The sequence below is a fragment of the uncultured Sunxiuqinia sp. genome (genome assembly GCF_963974515.1).
GTDB lineage: Bacteria > Bacteroidota > Bacteroidia > Bacteroidales > Prolixibacteraceae > Sunxiuqinia.
In genome coordinates this window covers 1-15,104 of sequence record NZ_CAXBDD010000018.1, presented here as the reverse complement: position 1 = coordinate 15,104, position 15,104 = coordinate 1, and the positions used below count along the sequence as shown (strand labels likewise).

The 15,104-nt window shown below is 36.1% G+C and carries 19 protein-coding genes; 11 read left to right on the top strand and 8 right to left on the bottom strand.

All coding sequences use genetic code 11. From position 1 onward, the window contains the following. Positions 1-84 precede the first annotated feature (84 nt). The 11 genes from AAC033_RS06630 (at position 85) to AAC033_RS06580 (ending at position 5,703) form a co-directional block, all read left to right on the top strand. Complete coding sequence (locus tag AAC033_RS06630) at positions 85-591, top strand: hypothetical protein (protein ID WP_339736564.1); 507 nt, start codon at positions 85-87, stop codon at positions 589-591. Positions 592-602: 11 nt separating this feature from the next. Continuing rightward, entirely contained in the window at positions 603-1,013 is a 411-nt protein-coding gene (locus AAC033_RS06625; RefSeq protein ID WP_339736563.1) for a hypothetical protein, read from the top strand. A gap of 41 nt (positions 1,014-1,054) precedes the next feature. Beyond that, a complete protein-coding gene (locus AAC033_RS06620) occupies positions 1,055-1,603 on the top strand; it encodes a hypothetical protein (protein ID WP_339736562.1) in 549 nt (182 codons plus the stop codon). 18 nt (positions 1,604-1,621) lie between these two features. Continuing rightward, positions 1,622-1,849, top strand: a complete 228-nt coding sequence (locus AAC033_RS06615; RefSeq protein ID WP_339736561.1) for a hypothetical protein — start codon at positions 1,622-1,624, stop codon at positions 1,847-1,849. A gap of 10 nt (positions 1,850-1,859) precedes the next feature. Then, the gene (locus tag AAC033_RS06610; protein ID WP_339736560.1) at positions 1,860-2,285 is read left to right on the top strand and encodes a hypothetical protein; all 426 of its coding nucleotides are present in this window, start codon (positions 1,860-1,862) and stop codon (positions 2,283-2,285) included. 55 nt (positions 2,286-2,340) lie between these two features. Beyond that, on the top strand, positions 2,341-3,603 hold the full coding sequence (locus tag AAC033_RS06605) for a hypothetical protein (RefSeq protein ID WP_339736559.1): 1,263 nt from the start codon (positions 2,341-2,343) through the stop codon (positions 3,601-3,603). An 18-nt stretch (positions 3,604-3,621) separates the two neighbouring features. Next, positions 3,622-3,975 (top strand): hypothetical protein, encoded by a 354-nt coding sequence (locus AAC033_RS06600; protein ID WP_339736558.1) that lies wholly within the window; start codon positions 3,622-3,624, stop codon positions 3,973-3,975. Positions 3,976-4,102: 127 nt separating this feature from the next. Next, the gene (locus tag AAC033_RS06595) at positions 4,103-4,636 is read left to right on the top strand and encodes a M15 family metallopeptidase (protein ID WP_339736557.1); all 534 of its coding nucleotides are present in this window, start codon (positions 4,103-4,105) and stop codon (positions 4,634-4,636) included. Continuing rightward, positions 4,636-5,055, top strand: coding sequence for a hypothetical protein (locus AAC033_RS06590; RefSeq protein ID WP_339736556.1), 420 nt, complete (start codon positions 4,636-4,638; stop codon positions 5,053-5,055). Before AAC033_RS06595 ends, AAC033_RS06590 begins: the two co-directional genes overlap by 1 nt. A 5-nt stretch (positions 5,056-5,060) precedes the next feature. Next, on the top strand, positions 5,061-5,519 hold the full coding sequence (locus AAC033_RS06585) for a hypothetical protein (RefSeq protein ID WP_339736555.1): 459 nt from the start codon (positions 5,061-5,063) through the stop codon (positions 5,517-5,519). A gap of 10 nt (positions 5,520-5,529) precedes the next feature. Further along, positions 5,530-5,703: a hypothetical protein gene (locus AAC033_RS06580; protein ID WP_339736554.1), complete on the top strand. Its 174-nt coding sequence runs from the start codon at positions 5,530-5,532 to the stop codon at positions 5,701-5,703. A 98-nt stretch (positions 5,704-5,801) separates the two neighbouring features. Here the strand turns inward: AAC033_RS06580 and AAC033_RS06575 are convergent, their stop codons facing one another. From AAC033_RS06575 to AAC033_RS06540, 8 genes are all read right to left on the bottom strand, one after another. Beyond that, positions 5,802-7,727: a heavy metal translocating P-type ATPase gene (locus tag AAC033_RS06575; RefSeq protein WP_339736553.1), complete on the bottom strand. Its 1,926-nt coding sequence runs from the start codon at positions 7,725-7,727 to the stop codon at positions 5,802-5,804. 12 nt (positions 7,728-7,739) lie between these two features. Next, positions 7,740-9,680 (bottom strand): cytochrome c/FTR1 family iron permease, encoded by a 1,941-nt coding sequence (locus AAC033_RS06570; RefSeq protein WP_339736552.1) that lies wholly within the window; start codon positions 9,678-9,680, stop codon positions 7,740-7,742. A gap of 25 nt (positions 9,681-9,705) precedes the next feature. Further along, positions 9,706-10,908 carry an efflux RND transporter periplasmic adaptor subunit gene (locus AAC033_RS06565; protein WP_339736551.1) on the bottom strand — a complete coding sequence of 401 codons (1,203 nt, stop codon included), beginning with the start codon at positions 10,906-10,908 and terminating at the stop codon, positions 9,706-9,708. 60 nt (positions 10,909-10,968) lie between these two features. Then, positions 10,969-11,385: a transcriptional repressor gene (locus AAC033_RS06560; protein ID WP_339736550.1), complete on the bottom strand. Its 417-nt coding sequence runs from the start codon at positions 11,383-11,385 to the stop codon at positions 10,969-10,971. Positions 11,386-11,562: 177 nt separating this feature from the next. After that, entirely contained in the window at positions 11,563-13,743 is a 2,181-nt protein-coding gene (locus AAC033_RS06555) for a SulP family inorganic anion transporter (RefSeq protein ID WP_339736549.1), read from the bottom strand. An 8-nt stretch (positions 13,744-13,751) separates the two neighbouring features. Beyond that, on the bottom strand, positions 13,752-14,630 hold the full coding sequence (locus AAC033_RS06550) for a prohibitin family protein (protein ID WP_339736548.1): 879 nt from the start codon (positions 14,628-14,630) through the stop codon (positions 13,752-13,754). Between the two features lie 8 nt (positions 14,631-14,638). Continuing rightward, positions 14,639-14,881, bottom strand: a complete 243-nt coding sequence (gene acpP, locus AAC033_RS06545; RefSeq protein WP_339736547.1) for an acyl carrier protein — start codon at positions 14,879-14,881, stop codon at positions 14,639-14,641. Then, positions 14,881-15,104: P-II family nitrogen regulator (locus AAC033_RS06540; RefSeq protein ID WP_339736546.1), on the bottom strand; the 224-nt coding region annotated here is incomplete at its 5' end. The genes acpP and AAC033_RS06540, both read right to left, overlap by 1 nt.

Below are 15,104 nucleotides of genomic sequence, written 5' to 3'. Positions count from 1 at the left end.
CTCAAAGCTCCAACGGAACTGAATAATCAAGGCAAAGCCATTTTTAAGTTATTAGGGATTGTCGTAGCGGACCAGCCTAATGAGTTGAAAACGCTTTTGTACAAGTATGGTGTAAATGTCGATCCAAAACCGAGTAGTTCCCAATTAACGGAAGCGGTTATTTATGCCATCAGCAAAAACGATAAGCAATTCAATACCGACCTGGCTAAAATATTTGCTAAACAGATTATCCCTGATGAGAACGACACGTTTAACACAGGCGATTTAGCAGGAGCTGCAAAAGACACCAAAGTAACCGTTGGCTCTGATCCGGTATCGGCTATCGCAGGTGCTATTGGCTCTATTTTCAGTTTCGCAGGATCGTTAAGCAATCAGAAAAACTTGAAAAATCAAGCGAGACAACAATCCATGCAAAGCATGATGCTATTTCAAGCCCAAAAAGATCAAGCTGCAGCAAAAGTTCAATCAGATTCAAACAAGGCCAAAGTGATAAAAATAGTTGGAATACTAGCAGTTGTTGCCCTTTTGGGTGGTCTGTTCATTTGGAAAATGAACAAAGGCAAATCTGTTGCAATTCCGGAAACAACTTAAAAATACGAACAATGAATAATTACGGACTATCAGGACAATCAGACGAAGCATACGACAATTTTCTATGCTTATCCAGAAAGTGTAAGCAACGAAAAGCCGAACGTCATAAAGTAAAAATGGAAAAAAGGACATTGAAAAATGACCAGCGTAGAGCGGAAACAGAATCCATGAGGGCAGAAACTTCGGTGATGAAAAACATCGCAGCTCCAAGTTCGGCAGCACCCCAGATAATGCGATCACAAGCACCAACTATTATTCAACAACCAGCAGCAGTAGCTCCTGCACAGGCAAAGCCACAACAAGCAGGTTTTGCAGGCAATAGCATGATGATGATTGTAGGGGTTCTTTTGGTTGGAGGATTCATATACAACAGCATGAAAAATAAGCAACAAGCAGGTGTAAAAGTGCCAGCTGCAGCATAACAAATTGTTTAACTCTAAAATTGAAAATTATGAGAACACTAATGGGAGATCCCGATATACAAATGAAAATATACGGCTCGAACTTCGAGCAAGGCGAATCCAATTTTGTAGATGACGACAACAATGAATACGAGTACGATGAATTCATTGGTAAATGGATGAAAAAACGAAAAGAACGAAGAGCTACAAAAAGAGCGGAAAAAGGTAAACCACCTAGACGACCATTGATTCGAGTTAAAAAGCGGACACCCGCTGAAGCTCCGGTAAAACCACCAGTTAAAAAAGATCCTACTGCTACAAAAGGTTCTGTAAAAAATCCCATTACCAATAAGGATTTGAAGGGGCATAAAGTCATTAACAATGCCATGCAAAACGAGCTTAAAACGCTCCAAGAAGAGCAAAAAGTAGAAGGCTTGAAAAAGAAGGTGGAACAGGAAGAAATGAAAAAAGAAAACCTGAAACAACAAGCTGGATTAATGGGTGCAGGCAAAGGATTGATTGTAGTAGTTGGTGTTTTAGGAGCAATTGGACTGCTGGTTTATTTGAACAAGTCCAAACAAGCTCCGGTAGTAGCAGCTCCTGCAGCTTAATAAAAAGGTGAATGAACTATGAGTTTACTAGCACAAGTAACAGAACAAGATTATGCAGTTGATGGGGATTTGCCACAAGGGTTTCTTTTTGGTTCTATCAAAAATGTGGGGAATCAACCCGCCAATGTAAACGGTGTGGATTTACCTCCTGGGGAAGCGAAAGCATACCCCTTTGTAGGTAAAGGTTATCCGCTAATTCCATTCACTGTAAACGGCTCGACTTTACGGGTAATGATGATTGTATAAAAACGAAATTATGATTGCAGGAGAACTAGAATACATACATGGCCAAGGTACTGGTGAAGACCAATACGATTACTTCTTTAAAAAGCTCTTTGGGAAGAAAAACAAACGCCCCAAGAAAACAGAAGAAGAGAAAGCAGCAAGCAAGGAGAAACGCAGTGCCTTTTGGGGCAAAGTTGGCAGCGGTTATCAGAAAGCAGGTGGTGCAGAAGGAATACTAGGTACAGTCGGCAATGTGATGAACTTCTTCAAACCCGGTGAACAACCCGAAGATTACGAAGTCGGTATGGGACATCCTGAAGAAGAGGAACAAAAGAAAGGCATTCCTAAAGAAGTGATAATCATCGGTGGCATAGCAGTTATTGCTGTTGCTGCATGGGGATTTAGCCAATACAAAAAGAATCAAGCGATAAAAGGAGTAGCTCCTGCAGCACAATAAATTATGGTGATACCAGTACCGTCAAATAGAAAGCGTTTTAGAATCCGTATTGGCTATGGGTGGTGCAGGAAGTACTACCGGAGGAACGGATGATTATGAATTGGTTCTAAGCCCTGCTTTAACACAGGCATACAGAATCGGTTTATTGTTAGAGGTGAAATTTAACCACTTAAATTCAGGCGTTTCTACATTGAATGTGGATGGCAAAGGAGCAATTCCCATCATGAAAATTACCGGAGCTGGCACTTTGGTTGATGTAGATCCGAATGATTTAAACACCACTGTTCATTACATTTTGATATATGACGGCACATGTTTTCAGGTAGCATCGGGAATTGTAATCGACCCATCACAAGCAACCGAAGCTAATGCAGGGATTACTAAATATGCAACCGCTGCAGAGTCCAATGATCCAGCCAATAATTCTACGGCCATTACCCCTCAAAATTTGATTGCCTATGTTGCCGATAAAGTAACTGGCTTATGGGAAAACAAAGGTTTTATTGATTGCTCTACCAATCCCAATTATCCGGCAGGATTATCAGGAGATGCTTACACGGTAAGTGTGGCTGGTAAAATTGGAGGTGCTGCAGGTGTAGAAGTTCAGGCAAATGATGTGATACATTGTTTAACCGATAATGCCGGAGGTACGCAAGCTGCAGTTGGTGCAGATTGGAATGTTATGCAATCTAACTTGGTTCAGGCTACTGAAAGTCTGGCTGGAATAATGAAAATTGCTACGCAAGCATTAACCAATGCAGGAACAGATGATACATCAGTAATCACTCCATTAAAATTAGCAACCTTACTTAATAACAGGGTGGCTACTGAACTGGTAACAGGATTGATTCAAATCGCTACCCAAGCCATTGTTAATGTTGGAACAGACGACCAAAAAGCGGTAACTCCATTGAAATTAAAGGTACGCCTAGATAATTACATCAACCGTGAATCATTATTGACCATTGCTGCAGCTCATATTGGAACGGTCATGTACCATACTCCTGGAAGAAACCGCTATTCTGTAATGAATGGGAATATGGTATTGGTAAATGATGTTCGATTAAAAAGAGCTGGCGGTGCTGGTGCAGTGAGTGGTTGGGTATTGAACTTCCCAAAACCCTTGAATAATCCTACCAATTCATCCCCTGGAACTTTGATTAGCAATAAAGGCGAGGTGTTTTTCTATTCATTTGATAGTGATGGCAAAGTATCAATCTTTGGAACTTTTATTGACCCAAACGATGAACTGATGTTTAACATCAAACCTTATGTGGCTCAACACCCAATGGTTTACAACGGAGCTTCACCTCCATAATCCTAAAATATGATGGAAATGGAAATATGGAAACTAATAACAATAATTGTTGGAGCTGGGGGCTTTTGGAAGCTCGTTGAGATTCTGATAAAGGTTCGCACAGATAAGAAACTGAAAAGTGCTGAAACAAGCAACCTGTACGCTCAGGCTAACAGCAATATCGTAAATAACTGGGTGCAATGGTCGCAGAAATTAGAAAAACGAGTGAAGGAAAGTGAAGATCACACAGCAGCAATGGAAGAAATAATTGAGAAACAACGAAAACAGATTAAATGTCTGGAACAGAAAGTAGAGCTGATGGAAAAGAAGAACCGTGAATTATTGAAGGAGTTAAACGCTATAAAAAAAAGAAACGAGCATGAGCGACAGTAAAGAAAGTAAAGTGATGCCTATTTTATTGGGAACATTTTTAACGTTGAATATCATATTTACAAGCATTAACCTGATCACCCTAGCCAAAAAGAAAAAGGAAGGATGCACTTGTCAGAATAAAAAGTAGATGGAAGTAAAAAAGCAACATGTATATATCGGAATCGCCACAGGAATTGTGGCTTTAGGTGTTGGAATATTCCTCGCCCGAAAAAAGATATACCAACATTTTGATTACAAAACAGACTACTTATTGCTTTCTCTTGAACCAAAATTTAGAAAGAAAGTCAAGAAGCTACTAGCTAATGCTAGAAAAGAAGGTATTGAATTACGGGTTACTTCGGCAGAACGCAATTGTGAAGAACAAAATAAGCTCTATGCAAAAGGAAGAACTGCTCCGGGAAAGGTCGTAACCAATGCCAAATGCGGAAAAAGCTCACACAATTACAAATTAGCAGTAGATGTTGTGGAGTTCAAAAATGGTAAAGCACTTTGGACGAATTCCAATTGGGATCGTATCGGACAATTAGGTGAAGCCGTTGGTTTAGAATGGGGTGGTAATTGGAGATCATTCAAAGACAAGCCCCACTTTCAGGATTTGGGAGGTAGAACCTTAGCAAATCTTTATAATGAATATCAAGAAACAGGAAATTTAGTAGCATAATGGCAGGTAAAAAGAATCCATATCCGCATCAAAACTTCGCACAAACCGAAGATTACCTAGAAGAACTTATGTTATGGACTTCTGGTGAGCGTGGACGTGTTGCCATTGATGAAGCAAGTAATGGTTACGAAGATTTAACCGTAGATGATAGCGAAGCCAAAGGTTTAACCGTACCCGATATAGCAATTTCAGCTTCAGTTTTCTTTGAAGTAGATGGCACGGCCACAAATAAAGCCAGGGCATTACGATATAAAGAAAATGGCACAGCTCCAACCGCTACTTCAGGGCAATCTTTTGGAGATGGTGATGTATTGGAGCTTTTTGGTAAAACAAGCCTTGACAATTTTCAGGTAATAGGCATTGAAGCCGGCAAAAGTCATATTCTAAGAATCCAGTATTACAAAACTTCACAAGCGTAGTCTTTATGAGATATTTAACTCGAAATAGAATTACGAAAGGTGGAGCTTCTTCTGATGATGGCGGAGGTATTCCTCCCGTTATTGAAGCTGGAACCATTCAGTTAACCAATAAATCGGGAGTTCCATTGGAATATGGAGATGTCGTAGTGATTGATAAAACCAATCCTCTTTCTGTTACTACAACCAATTTATATTACAACGAAGATGTGATCGGAGTAGTGAAAGTTGGTGGAGCAAATAACCAAATGGTTACTATCCAATACGCAGGTATCATTGATATAAAAATGACCGTGTATGCTGCAAACATTGGTGATAACATTTACACAGGTGATGTAAAAGGAAGAGGCTACGCTTATTCTTATGGATTACCAGGAACATTTGCAAAGGCACTTACCACAAAACCTCACGGAGCTGTTGGTACAATTAAAGTAATGCTCTCCGGAGGATTACCAGAAGTTTACTAATGAAAAAAGTATGATTGAAATTCTAAAAGTGTCGATCCATGAAAAAGATGGTGTAAAAATGGTTGGGATCAAATATGCAAAAGACGGAGTTTGTATGCCGTTCATATTACTTCCATACAATGAGCTTTCTGATGGTTTAGGGGATGTTAGATTAAAGCAGAAAGTGCTTGATTATTTGAATTAAATAGAAAGAAGAATTAGCTATAATCCTTGCTTCCTATTGTTGTTTTTCGCCAAGATAAATTCACTATTATTAGAGAAAATAACGATGTGTTTAATGAATTAAAACCTCATTCTCTGAATCCTAACCGCATTTAAAATTGCGAGAAGTGCTACCCCAACATCAGCAAAAACCGCTTCCCACATTGTTGCTATTCCTCCTGCACCTAGAGCAAGAACAATTAACTTTACTCCCAATGCTAAAATAATGTTTTGCCAAACAATTCGCTTGGTTGCTTTACCTATTTTGATCGCAGTTGCAATTTTAGATGGATGGTCGGTTTGAATCACAACATCAGCCGTTTCTATTGCAGCATCGCTACCCAATCCACCCATTGCCATTCCAACATCAGACATTGCTATTACAGGAGCATCATTAATACCATCACCAACAAAAGCTATTTTTCCATCTGCTGCTTTCAATTTACTAACTTCATTCACTTTGTCTTCTGGTAATAAATCCCCAAAGGCTTTATCCAATCCTAATTGTTTTGCTATTTTATCTACTACAGATTGCTTGTCTCCTGATAACATAACCACTTCTCGTATGTTAAGATGATGCAATGCTGTTATGGCTTCTTCAGCGTCTTCTTTTATGGTGTCGGCAATAGTAATGTAACCGGCAAATTTTCCTGCAATGGCTATTAGAACTATCGTGTCTGTTATTTCCGAAATTTTTTCATCATAAGTAACATTAAATTTTTCAAGCAATCTGCTATTTCCTGCTAAAATAGTTTGATTGTTTAGTTCACCTTTTAAGCCATGACCAGAAATTTCTTCCACATTTTTTATTTCAACCTTTTTAAAATCGACTTCGGTATACTTTACAATTGCTTCGGCAATTGGATGGGTTGAATAGGTTTCTATTGCAGCTACAATATGGAGTAATTCTTTTTCCGATAAACTTTCTGAAACAACTTTTTGTACTTCAAAAACTCCTTTGGTCAGTGTTCCTGTTTTATCCATAACCACAGTATCTATTTCGGTCATTTTATCCAAATAATCAGAGCCTTTAAAAAGAATGCCATTACGAGATGCCGCTCCAATACCGCCAAAATAACCAAGCGGAATGGAAATAACCAAAGCACAAGGACATGAAATAACTAAAAATACTAAGGCACGATACAGCCAATCGTTAAAAACATAATTATCTACAATAAAATAGGGTAAAAATGTTAGAGCTACCGCCAGAAATACAACAATAGGCGTGTAAACTTTAGCAAATTTGGAAATAAAGAGTTGCGTTTTTGCTTTTCTACCACTGGCTTCTTGAACCATTTTAAGAATTTTAGAGAGCTTAGTATCTGCATAAAGTGCCGTTATTTTTATTTCTGCTACGGTATTTAAGTTAACCATTCCCGCCAATACTGTATCTCCTTTTTTCTTATTATCGGGTACTGATTCTCCTGTGAGTGCTGCGGTGTTAAAAGAGGCCTTTTCTGTGATTAGTTCTCCATCAAGAGCTACTTTTTCTCCCGACTTTACTTTAATTATTTCGCCAAGTTTTACTTCTTTTGGATGTTTAATTACTGTTGTTCCGTTTTCTACTACATTCACTTCTTCTATTTGTAATTTTAGTAATGATTCTATAGAGCGTTTCGCATTGTTTACAGCTGCATCCTGAAATAACTCTCCAACAGCATAAAATAACATAACCGCAACACCTTCGGCATATTCACCAATAAAAAAAGCTCCAATGGTTGCGATACTCATTAGAAAAAACTCATTAAAAACATCTCCTTTAGGTATGCGAGTTATTGCTTTCCAGACAACAGGTCCGCCAATTATTAAATAGGCTATTCCAAATAAAAATACTTGAAAATAAGTGTTAAACCATATCATTTCAAACTGGTTAAATGCCACCCCGGTTAATAATATAATAAGGCTTACAATTGAAGGTAAGTATGCTTTATACTTTTCAAAATAACTTTCTTTTTTTGGTTGTACTTCGTCTGTTAAACAGACTTCTTTTGAACAGGCTTCGCTCATAATTTTTTTAGTTTATTTGTTAATATTAGAATCCATTTGGCTTTTACGATTACTTAAATAATAGAGTATTGACATAAGTATCAATAGTGATAGTTGAGCAACTATTGTTTCAATAGTAGGAAATATTCCCAACCAATCTATGGTTATTGAGAAAGGAAAACCAGTAATTGACAACCAACCAGCTTCTTGCAGAGAATGAATACCTTTTCCCATAAGAATCAATGCCAACAGGATAATTACCCACGCAGAGTATCGAAATAATTGTCGTATAGGTATTTTTCTGGAATATTTCAAAAAAAGAAATGCAAATAAAACTATCAACCCAAAGGCAGCTAAAACTCCTAACCCGATAGATGACTGACTGCCTAATTGTGTATCAAGACTAATCGCTTGTAAAAACAATATGGATTCAAAAACTTCTCGAAAGACGACCATAAAAGAGAAAAAAGCTAAGCCGAACATCTTTTCGCTCTTCAGTTGTTTACCAATTCTGTCTTCTATAAATATTTTCCATTTTTTCGTATGCGATTGGTCATGCAACCAAAAACCAACAACAGAAAGAACAATAACGGCAACTAAAGAAATTGTGCCTTCCATTATTTCACGATTCTTACCACTAATAGCAATGACCCAATCCGAAAAAAACCAACCACCTATTCCCAATAATATTGCCGTTATCCAACCACCATGTACCCAGACTAACGCTTTTTTTATTCCAGAGGAACGTATCAGAGACAAGACTAAGGCTAGAATTAAGAATGCTTCTAAACCCTCTCGAAGCATAATGGATGCAGATAATACAAACGCCAACCAATAACTGAGTTTTTTATCCTGCATCATTTCTTCTGCCTGACCTATCATAGTTATACCTTTATTAATTTCTTCCTCAACTTCGGATTTATCCGCATTTTGCTCAATTACTTGGCGAATCTTAAACATCTGCTGCTCCAGACTCGCAGTAAATGTAGGGGCATTAGCTTTTAGTCTTGCTTCCGAAGGTTCAATACCTTCAAGATAGGCTGCCAAAGCATTTTCACGAGCAATGGAATACTTTCCTGAAATATAATTCTGTAGGGCATTTCTCAAATGATTTTTTGCGATATCAAGTGTGTTTTTTCGTTCGGTAACCTCTGGAGATATAGTCCTCAGAGATGTAAGAAATAGGTCTGCATTACTGCTATCAAGTTTCAGGTATTTTAATAATTCCATATCGGAGAACGTAGCCACCTTTTCTAAATTAACCTTTTCAACCACCTGGTTAAATACCTTCTGCATATTGGCTTGATCGACAAATTCACCTTCAAATCGAAGGGATTTTATATAAAATGCCAAATCCCAAGCCTCCTTATCAGAAAAGCTTGAGAAACTTTGCATGGCTGTACCTTCTACACCTAGTTTTATGGTATTATATGCCTGAAAGGGCGATATTTCCTGCATCAAGGTATCGTTTAGAAAATTAGTAGGAGCAGGTTTTAAGCCTGCCGCCAACCTACCTTCTCCGCCTCCATTCACTCCATGGCAGGAGGTACAATTCTGTACATATAAATTTTTCCCGTTTTTGATGTCAGGCCATACAAGAGGAGCTGTTTTTATCCCTGTACTGGTAATAATTTCATGTCTTATAAGACCAGCGACTACAGCTATTTCTTGATGAGAAGCCTTACTTTTAATTAGTAGGGTTAAGTCTTTTAAAGAGGATAAAATTGGATTTTTGGCTTCGTTTTGCAGATTGCTATTTTTGATGAGGGTAAATACTTTATCATTAAATTCCTGCATTTCAAAAAACTCTCCTGCATCTATCACCTTCCCATTTTGTACTGCTGCTTGATAATCTTTTGAAATATAATCCAATAAATGAATGGTAGTTTGAAAGTCTTTATTAGTATTCTGAGCTAATCCAGCCATACTTACAAGACACAGAGTAAACAGAATAATCTTATAATGGTGTTTCATAATTTTTAGGCTAATAAATTTATAATTAATCATCATCTTCCACTTCTCCTTTACCCATTTCTGCTAACAAATAGTAAGCTCCATAACTAACAATTTGGGCATTTTTTGGTATTTCAGTCAACAATTTTATTTGATAATATTTTCCGCTTTTAATTCCTCTAATTATTTCAGTTTTTCTAAAGGTCCATTTCTCTTCATTATCTTCACTAGCTTTATCAACTTCTGTTTCATTTTTTTCCGTTTTCACGAAGATGTAAGACAATTCATTCTCTACAAGAACAGCCTCTTCTGGTAATGCCAATACGTCTATGCTTTCAATGATAATTTTTCCTTTAATATACATATTAGGAAAAAGCTCTTTTTTACTGTTAGAAATATCAGCATGTACATGTAGAGATTTTTGATTTTCCTCAAAAACAGCACTAATAGCATGTATTTCACCTACATATTCTTTTGTAGAAGCATGTGTTGTAAAATATATTTTCTGACCTTTTTCAACCTTGCTAATATCTGATTCATAAATTCTAAAATCAGCATGTAATTTTTCATTGTTTACAATTTCAAACAACTTTTTAAGCGGTTCTACATGAGTTCCTAAATTAATGTTAACCTTACTAATAGAACCTTTAATTGGAGACACAATGGGTATGCCAGAAAACATAACTCCATTTGATATTTTAGTAACATCCAGCCCTAACATTTTTAGTTTAATTTCAAGTCCATTAACTAATGATTGTTGATTTTTATAATCTGCATTTATTTTTTGAAACTTTTTATCAGCACCAACTCCCCCATCGTTTAATATACTTTGTCTTTCAAAATCTATTTTTAAATATTTAAGCGTATTAAGATGGTTAATATAGTCTTGTTGTAATTGGATGATATTAGGGTGTTCTATTGTAGCTAAGTGTTCTCCTTTTCTAACTTCATCGCCTTCAATCACTCTAATATCTTTGACTATACCACCCACAATAGAACTAACAAATGCCTTATCTTGGGGGAGTAAATCTAAGCTCCCTGACACAGGTATTTCAATTGTTAAACTTCTTGGCTTAAATTCTATCAATTGTAGATTAATCACTTCCATTTGTTCTCTTGTTAATGAAACAAATTCTGATGAAGCCTCTTCTTCCTTTTCTTCTACGTTAAGGTTAGATGAACAAGAAGCTAAAAAGCTAATGAATAAAATCACTAATACTCTTGTAAATACTATTTTTCTAAATTGCATGGGTCTGTTTTTAATATATTAGGCAAAACTACGCTCTAACATAATGCAATGTATGTGCATTTATCTTTCATTACATTTATCACAAGTACCCTTTACTACTAAATTTATTTCTTCTAAAATAAATGTTTTGGGTAAATTAAGTGATGGTATTTTATTGTCAGGCAAACAAGTTGTTTCACCACAAACATTACAATGAAAATGCACATGCAAATCAGAATCTATTGAACAATGACAATTTTCTGGACAAATGGCATATTTTGTTATTCCAGAACCATCCTCTACTTTATGGGCAATATTATTGTCAACAAATGTTTTGAGGGTTCTATACAATGTAGTTCTTTCCGATTTATAAAAATGTTTTTCAATATCAGTTAAACTAACCATTACATTATTATTAATTAGATAACGTAAAATCAGTAACCGCATGGCTGTCGGTTTTACATTGTTTTTTTCTAATATTTTATCAGGATAATCCATTATTATAAATAATTTAATAGGTTCTACTTCTTTAATATGGAATTCGTTTTTACAACAACATGGTTTATGATATTGCTAAGAGTATATTTATTCCTTTCCAAACCGATAATTGCACCCAGCAAGAAGGCTATGAAAAGTTGTGCAACAATTATTAATTCTATTTTTATATGCATAATATTATTCTTTTGTAGTGGATGTGATTAAATCATCAAAACGAATAATTCCGGTTGTTGTATCATAATATGCTGAAACAATTCCTAATTTGCCCTCAGTTATTTGGGCGGACAGGTAGGTACTTGTTTTTAAGATTTCAGTGATAGAATTCTGCACATTCAAATGGCAAGTTTTCTCTGAAATGCTATCGGCTATTTGACCACTTTTCTGTAATGCGGAAGCCTTTTCAAAGGAGGGCCTTATTTTTTCAGTGATGTTCGAAATAAATCCTTCTTTCAGACCAGAAATAGCAGCATTGATTGCTCCGCAGTTGGAGTGTCCAAGTATTACTATAAGCTTAGTTCCTATTTCTTTGTGAGAAAGTTCCATGCTACCAATTATTTCATCGCTTACAATATTACCTGCAATACGAATTGAAATTAAATCACCAAGATTAGTGTCAAAAATCATTTCTGATGTAATTCTGGAATCTATACAGCTAAGAACTACTGCCATTGGAAATTGACCTGAAGATGTAGCATTTACCTGATGCTGCAACTCTTTTTTTACCCACTTTCCATTTACAAATCTGTCGTTTCCTTTTTTTAGAAGACCGAGTATATTTTCGGGGGTAAGTTCTTGTTGTGTTTTTTTATCCAACACATTTACAAACTCAATATGGTCAACCAGCTCGTATTCTTTCTTTAACCCAATTTTGTTGAGTTGAATATTTTTCTCAGGGGCAACTACTTCTTTAAAATCTTTTATAATTTCCAATACATCATTATCAATATAATCGGTTTTGCTTGCATCAATAACAACTTTTGAATTTTCAGGAATATTCCATAAAGTATTTTTTATGGTTGCTTTATTTAGAAACGAGACTTGATTTGGTAACTCAATTCGGATGGTCTCATTGGTGTAAACAGTTTCTTTCTCCAGTTTAAATGGATTTCTTAAATTGCTTCGGAGTAGATAGAATATACTAAACGTAAGCCCAATGAGTATTCCTACCAGTAAATCGGTAAAAATAATACCAATAATAGTAGCCGCAAATGGAATGAACTGATCCCAGCCCTTTTTGTACATTTCTTTAAACAATGATATTTTTGCCAGTTTATATCCAATAACTATAAGTATAGCTGCCAGCGTTGCCAACGGAATTTTATTTAAAAGAGGAGTTAGCGTTAATACAGAAAGAAGTAAAAGCACTCCGTGAAAAATGGTGGAGTTTTTACTTTTTGAGCCAGCATCAATGTTTACGGAACCCCTTACAATTACCGATGTAATGGGTAAGCCACCAATAAAACCAGAGAACATATTGCCAATACCTTGAGCAATAAGCTCGCGATTTGGTGGTGATTTTCTTTTATGCGGATCAATGTTATCAACGGCTTCTAAGTTTAACAGTGTTTCTAAAGAGGCAACAATGGCAATGGTAAGCCCCACAACCCATACATCATAATTGAAAAGGGCTGAAAATGCAGGTAATTTTATTTCCAAAAGTCCCATAATACCTGTTGAAGGAATATTTACCAAATGTTCCTGTTCAACAAAAAGGGAAGGAATAAAATTTTTGAATAACTCGTTTAATGCAATGCCTAATAGCACAGCTATAAAGGTGGCTGGTAGCAGCCGTATTTTTTTTAGCGGTGTTTTATCCCAAAAAATTAACAACAACAACGCAGTTAACCCAATAATAATAGCCCCAACGTTGAGATGTTCCAGACTGCTAAATAAATGTGTAAACGTATTTTCTCCATTGGGTTGAACAAACGCGAATAGATCTTCATGATCTGCATCATAACCAACAACATGTGGGATTTGCTTTAAAATCAACAATATTCCTATGGCTGCCAATAATCCTTTTATTACATTTGAAGGAATGTAGTCGGCAATTATTCCGCCTTTGAAATAACCTCCAACGAGTTGTAAAAAACCAGCTATAATTAATGCCATCGAAAAAACTTCAAATGCCCCAAGTTTGGAAATTGAGGCAAGAACTACGGTTGCAAGACCCGCAGCAGGACCACTAACACTGGTACTCGACCCACTCAAAATACCAACAACAATTCCACCGATAATACCTGAAATAATTCCGGACATTAAAGGTGCACCTGATGCCAAAGCAATTCCTAAACACAGCGGAATTGCCACGATAAAAACAACAATCCCTGAGGGTAAATCATATTTCAAATTTTTCATTTCATTTTTTATTTATCATTTAAAATAACCGGAGATTTACCATCAGAAATGATAATTTTGGTATTGTTTGATTTTACCAAATCTCTTGTTATTTCTAAACTTTTCAGTTTGATTAATTTATCGGTAAGTGTAGAGTTCACAATTTCTTGCTGCTTTTTTATGGCTTCTGCTTCTATCAGCATACGTTCTGCCTCTTTTTTTTGCTTTTCTATGTAAAAATCAATATCGAGTCGTTGTTTTTGGATTTCCAATTCTTTGAGCTTTATATCCTTTTCCAATTGAAAGTCAAGTTCATTTCTTTTCACTTCATTGTCAATAACAGTTTTTTTGGCTGTTTCTTCCGCATTTAACTTTGCTTGAATGGTTGCAATAACATTAGCCGGAAGGTCAACTTGTTTGAGCATCACCAAATCCATTTCAAAACCATATTTACCCACAATGGAGTCCATTTTTTGCTTTACTGTTTTCTCTATTTTTGCTCTTTCTATTATGAGTTCTGTGGCACTGTATTGAAGTCCTGTTTGCCGAAGAATGCTAATAAGATTATCTTCTACTACTTTTTCCTGATAATTTTCTCCGAAGGTTTTATACACATTAACAACTTCATTTGCAACCAAATGATAGAGTAAGGTAATTTCAGAAGTTACCTCAATTCCTTCTTTGGTATGAAAGTTTATGTTGTTGGAATAATTGGTAACACGGGTGTCAAACCGCACTATTTTTCTTCCAAAAAGAGCAAAAAAGTGGTGAGGACCTGGGTCAAGAGTTTTTGCTTTTATTTTGCCAAAATGCACATCAACTCCCACTTCTCCAGGACGAATTACAGCACAGCTTTGCAATAACCAACTGGCTATTACAATGAGCGAAATTAATTTTATAGTTTTCATAATTTTTTCTAATTAATGTTTAACTTATTTTTTAAATAGTTTTCAGCATCACCAATTGTTTGGAGCCGTTCTACATCTTTATCAGGTATAACTATATTAAATGCCTTTTCAAATTCAATCGTTAATTCTACCAAATCGAGTGAATCAGCACCTAAATCATTAGTAAAATGTGTTTCGGATTTGATGTCCTCCTGACTAATACCAAGTGTATTAATCAGGAGGTTGTCAAATGTTTTTTTGAAATTTTCCATCAGTCCGTATTTTTACTAAAATCGGAACTGGCATCTTGTCCATTTTTTATATTTATCGCCCTTTCTACAGAGGATACATAAACAATTCCATCACCCGCTTCATTTGTTTTGCCGTTTTGTGTAATAATTTGAACGATGGTGTCCACATCATTTGCTCTGCAAACCAACTCAAGCTTAACAAGCTCGCTATCGGTAATGTGAAACCGCAGGGAAGGTGATGCTT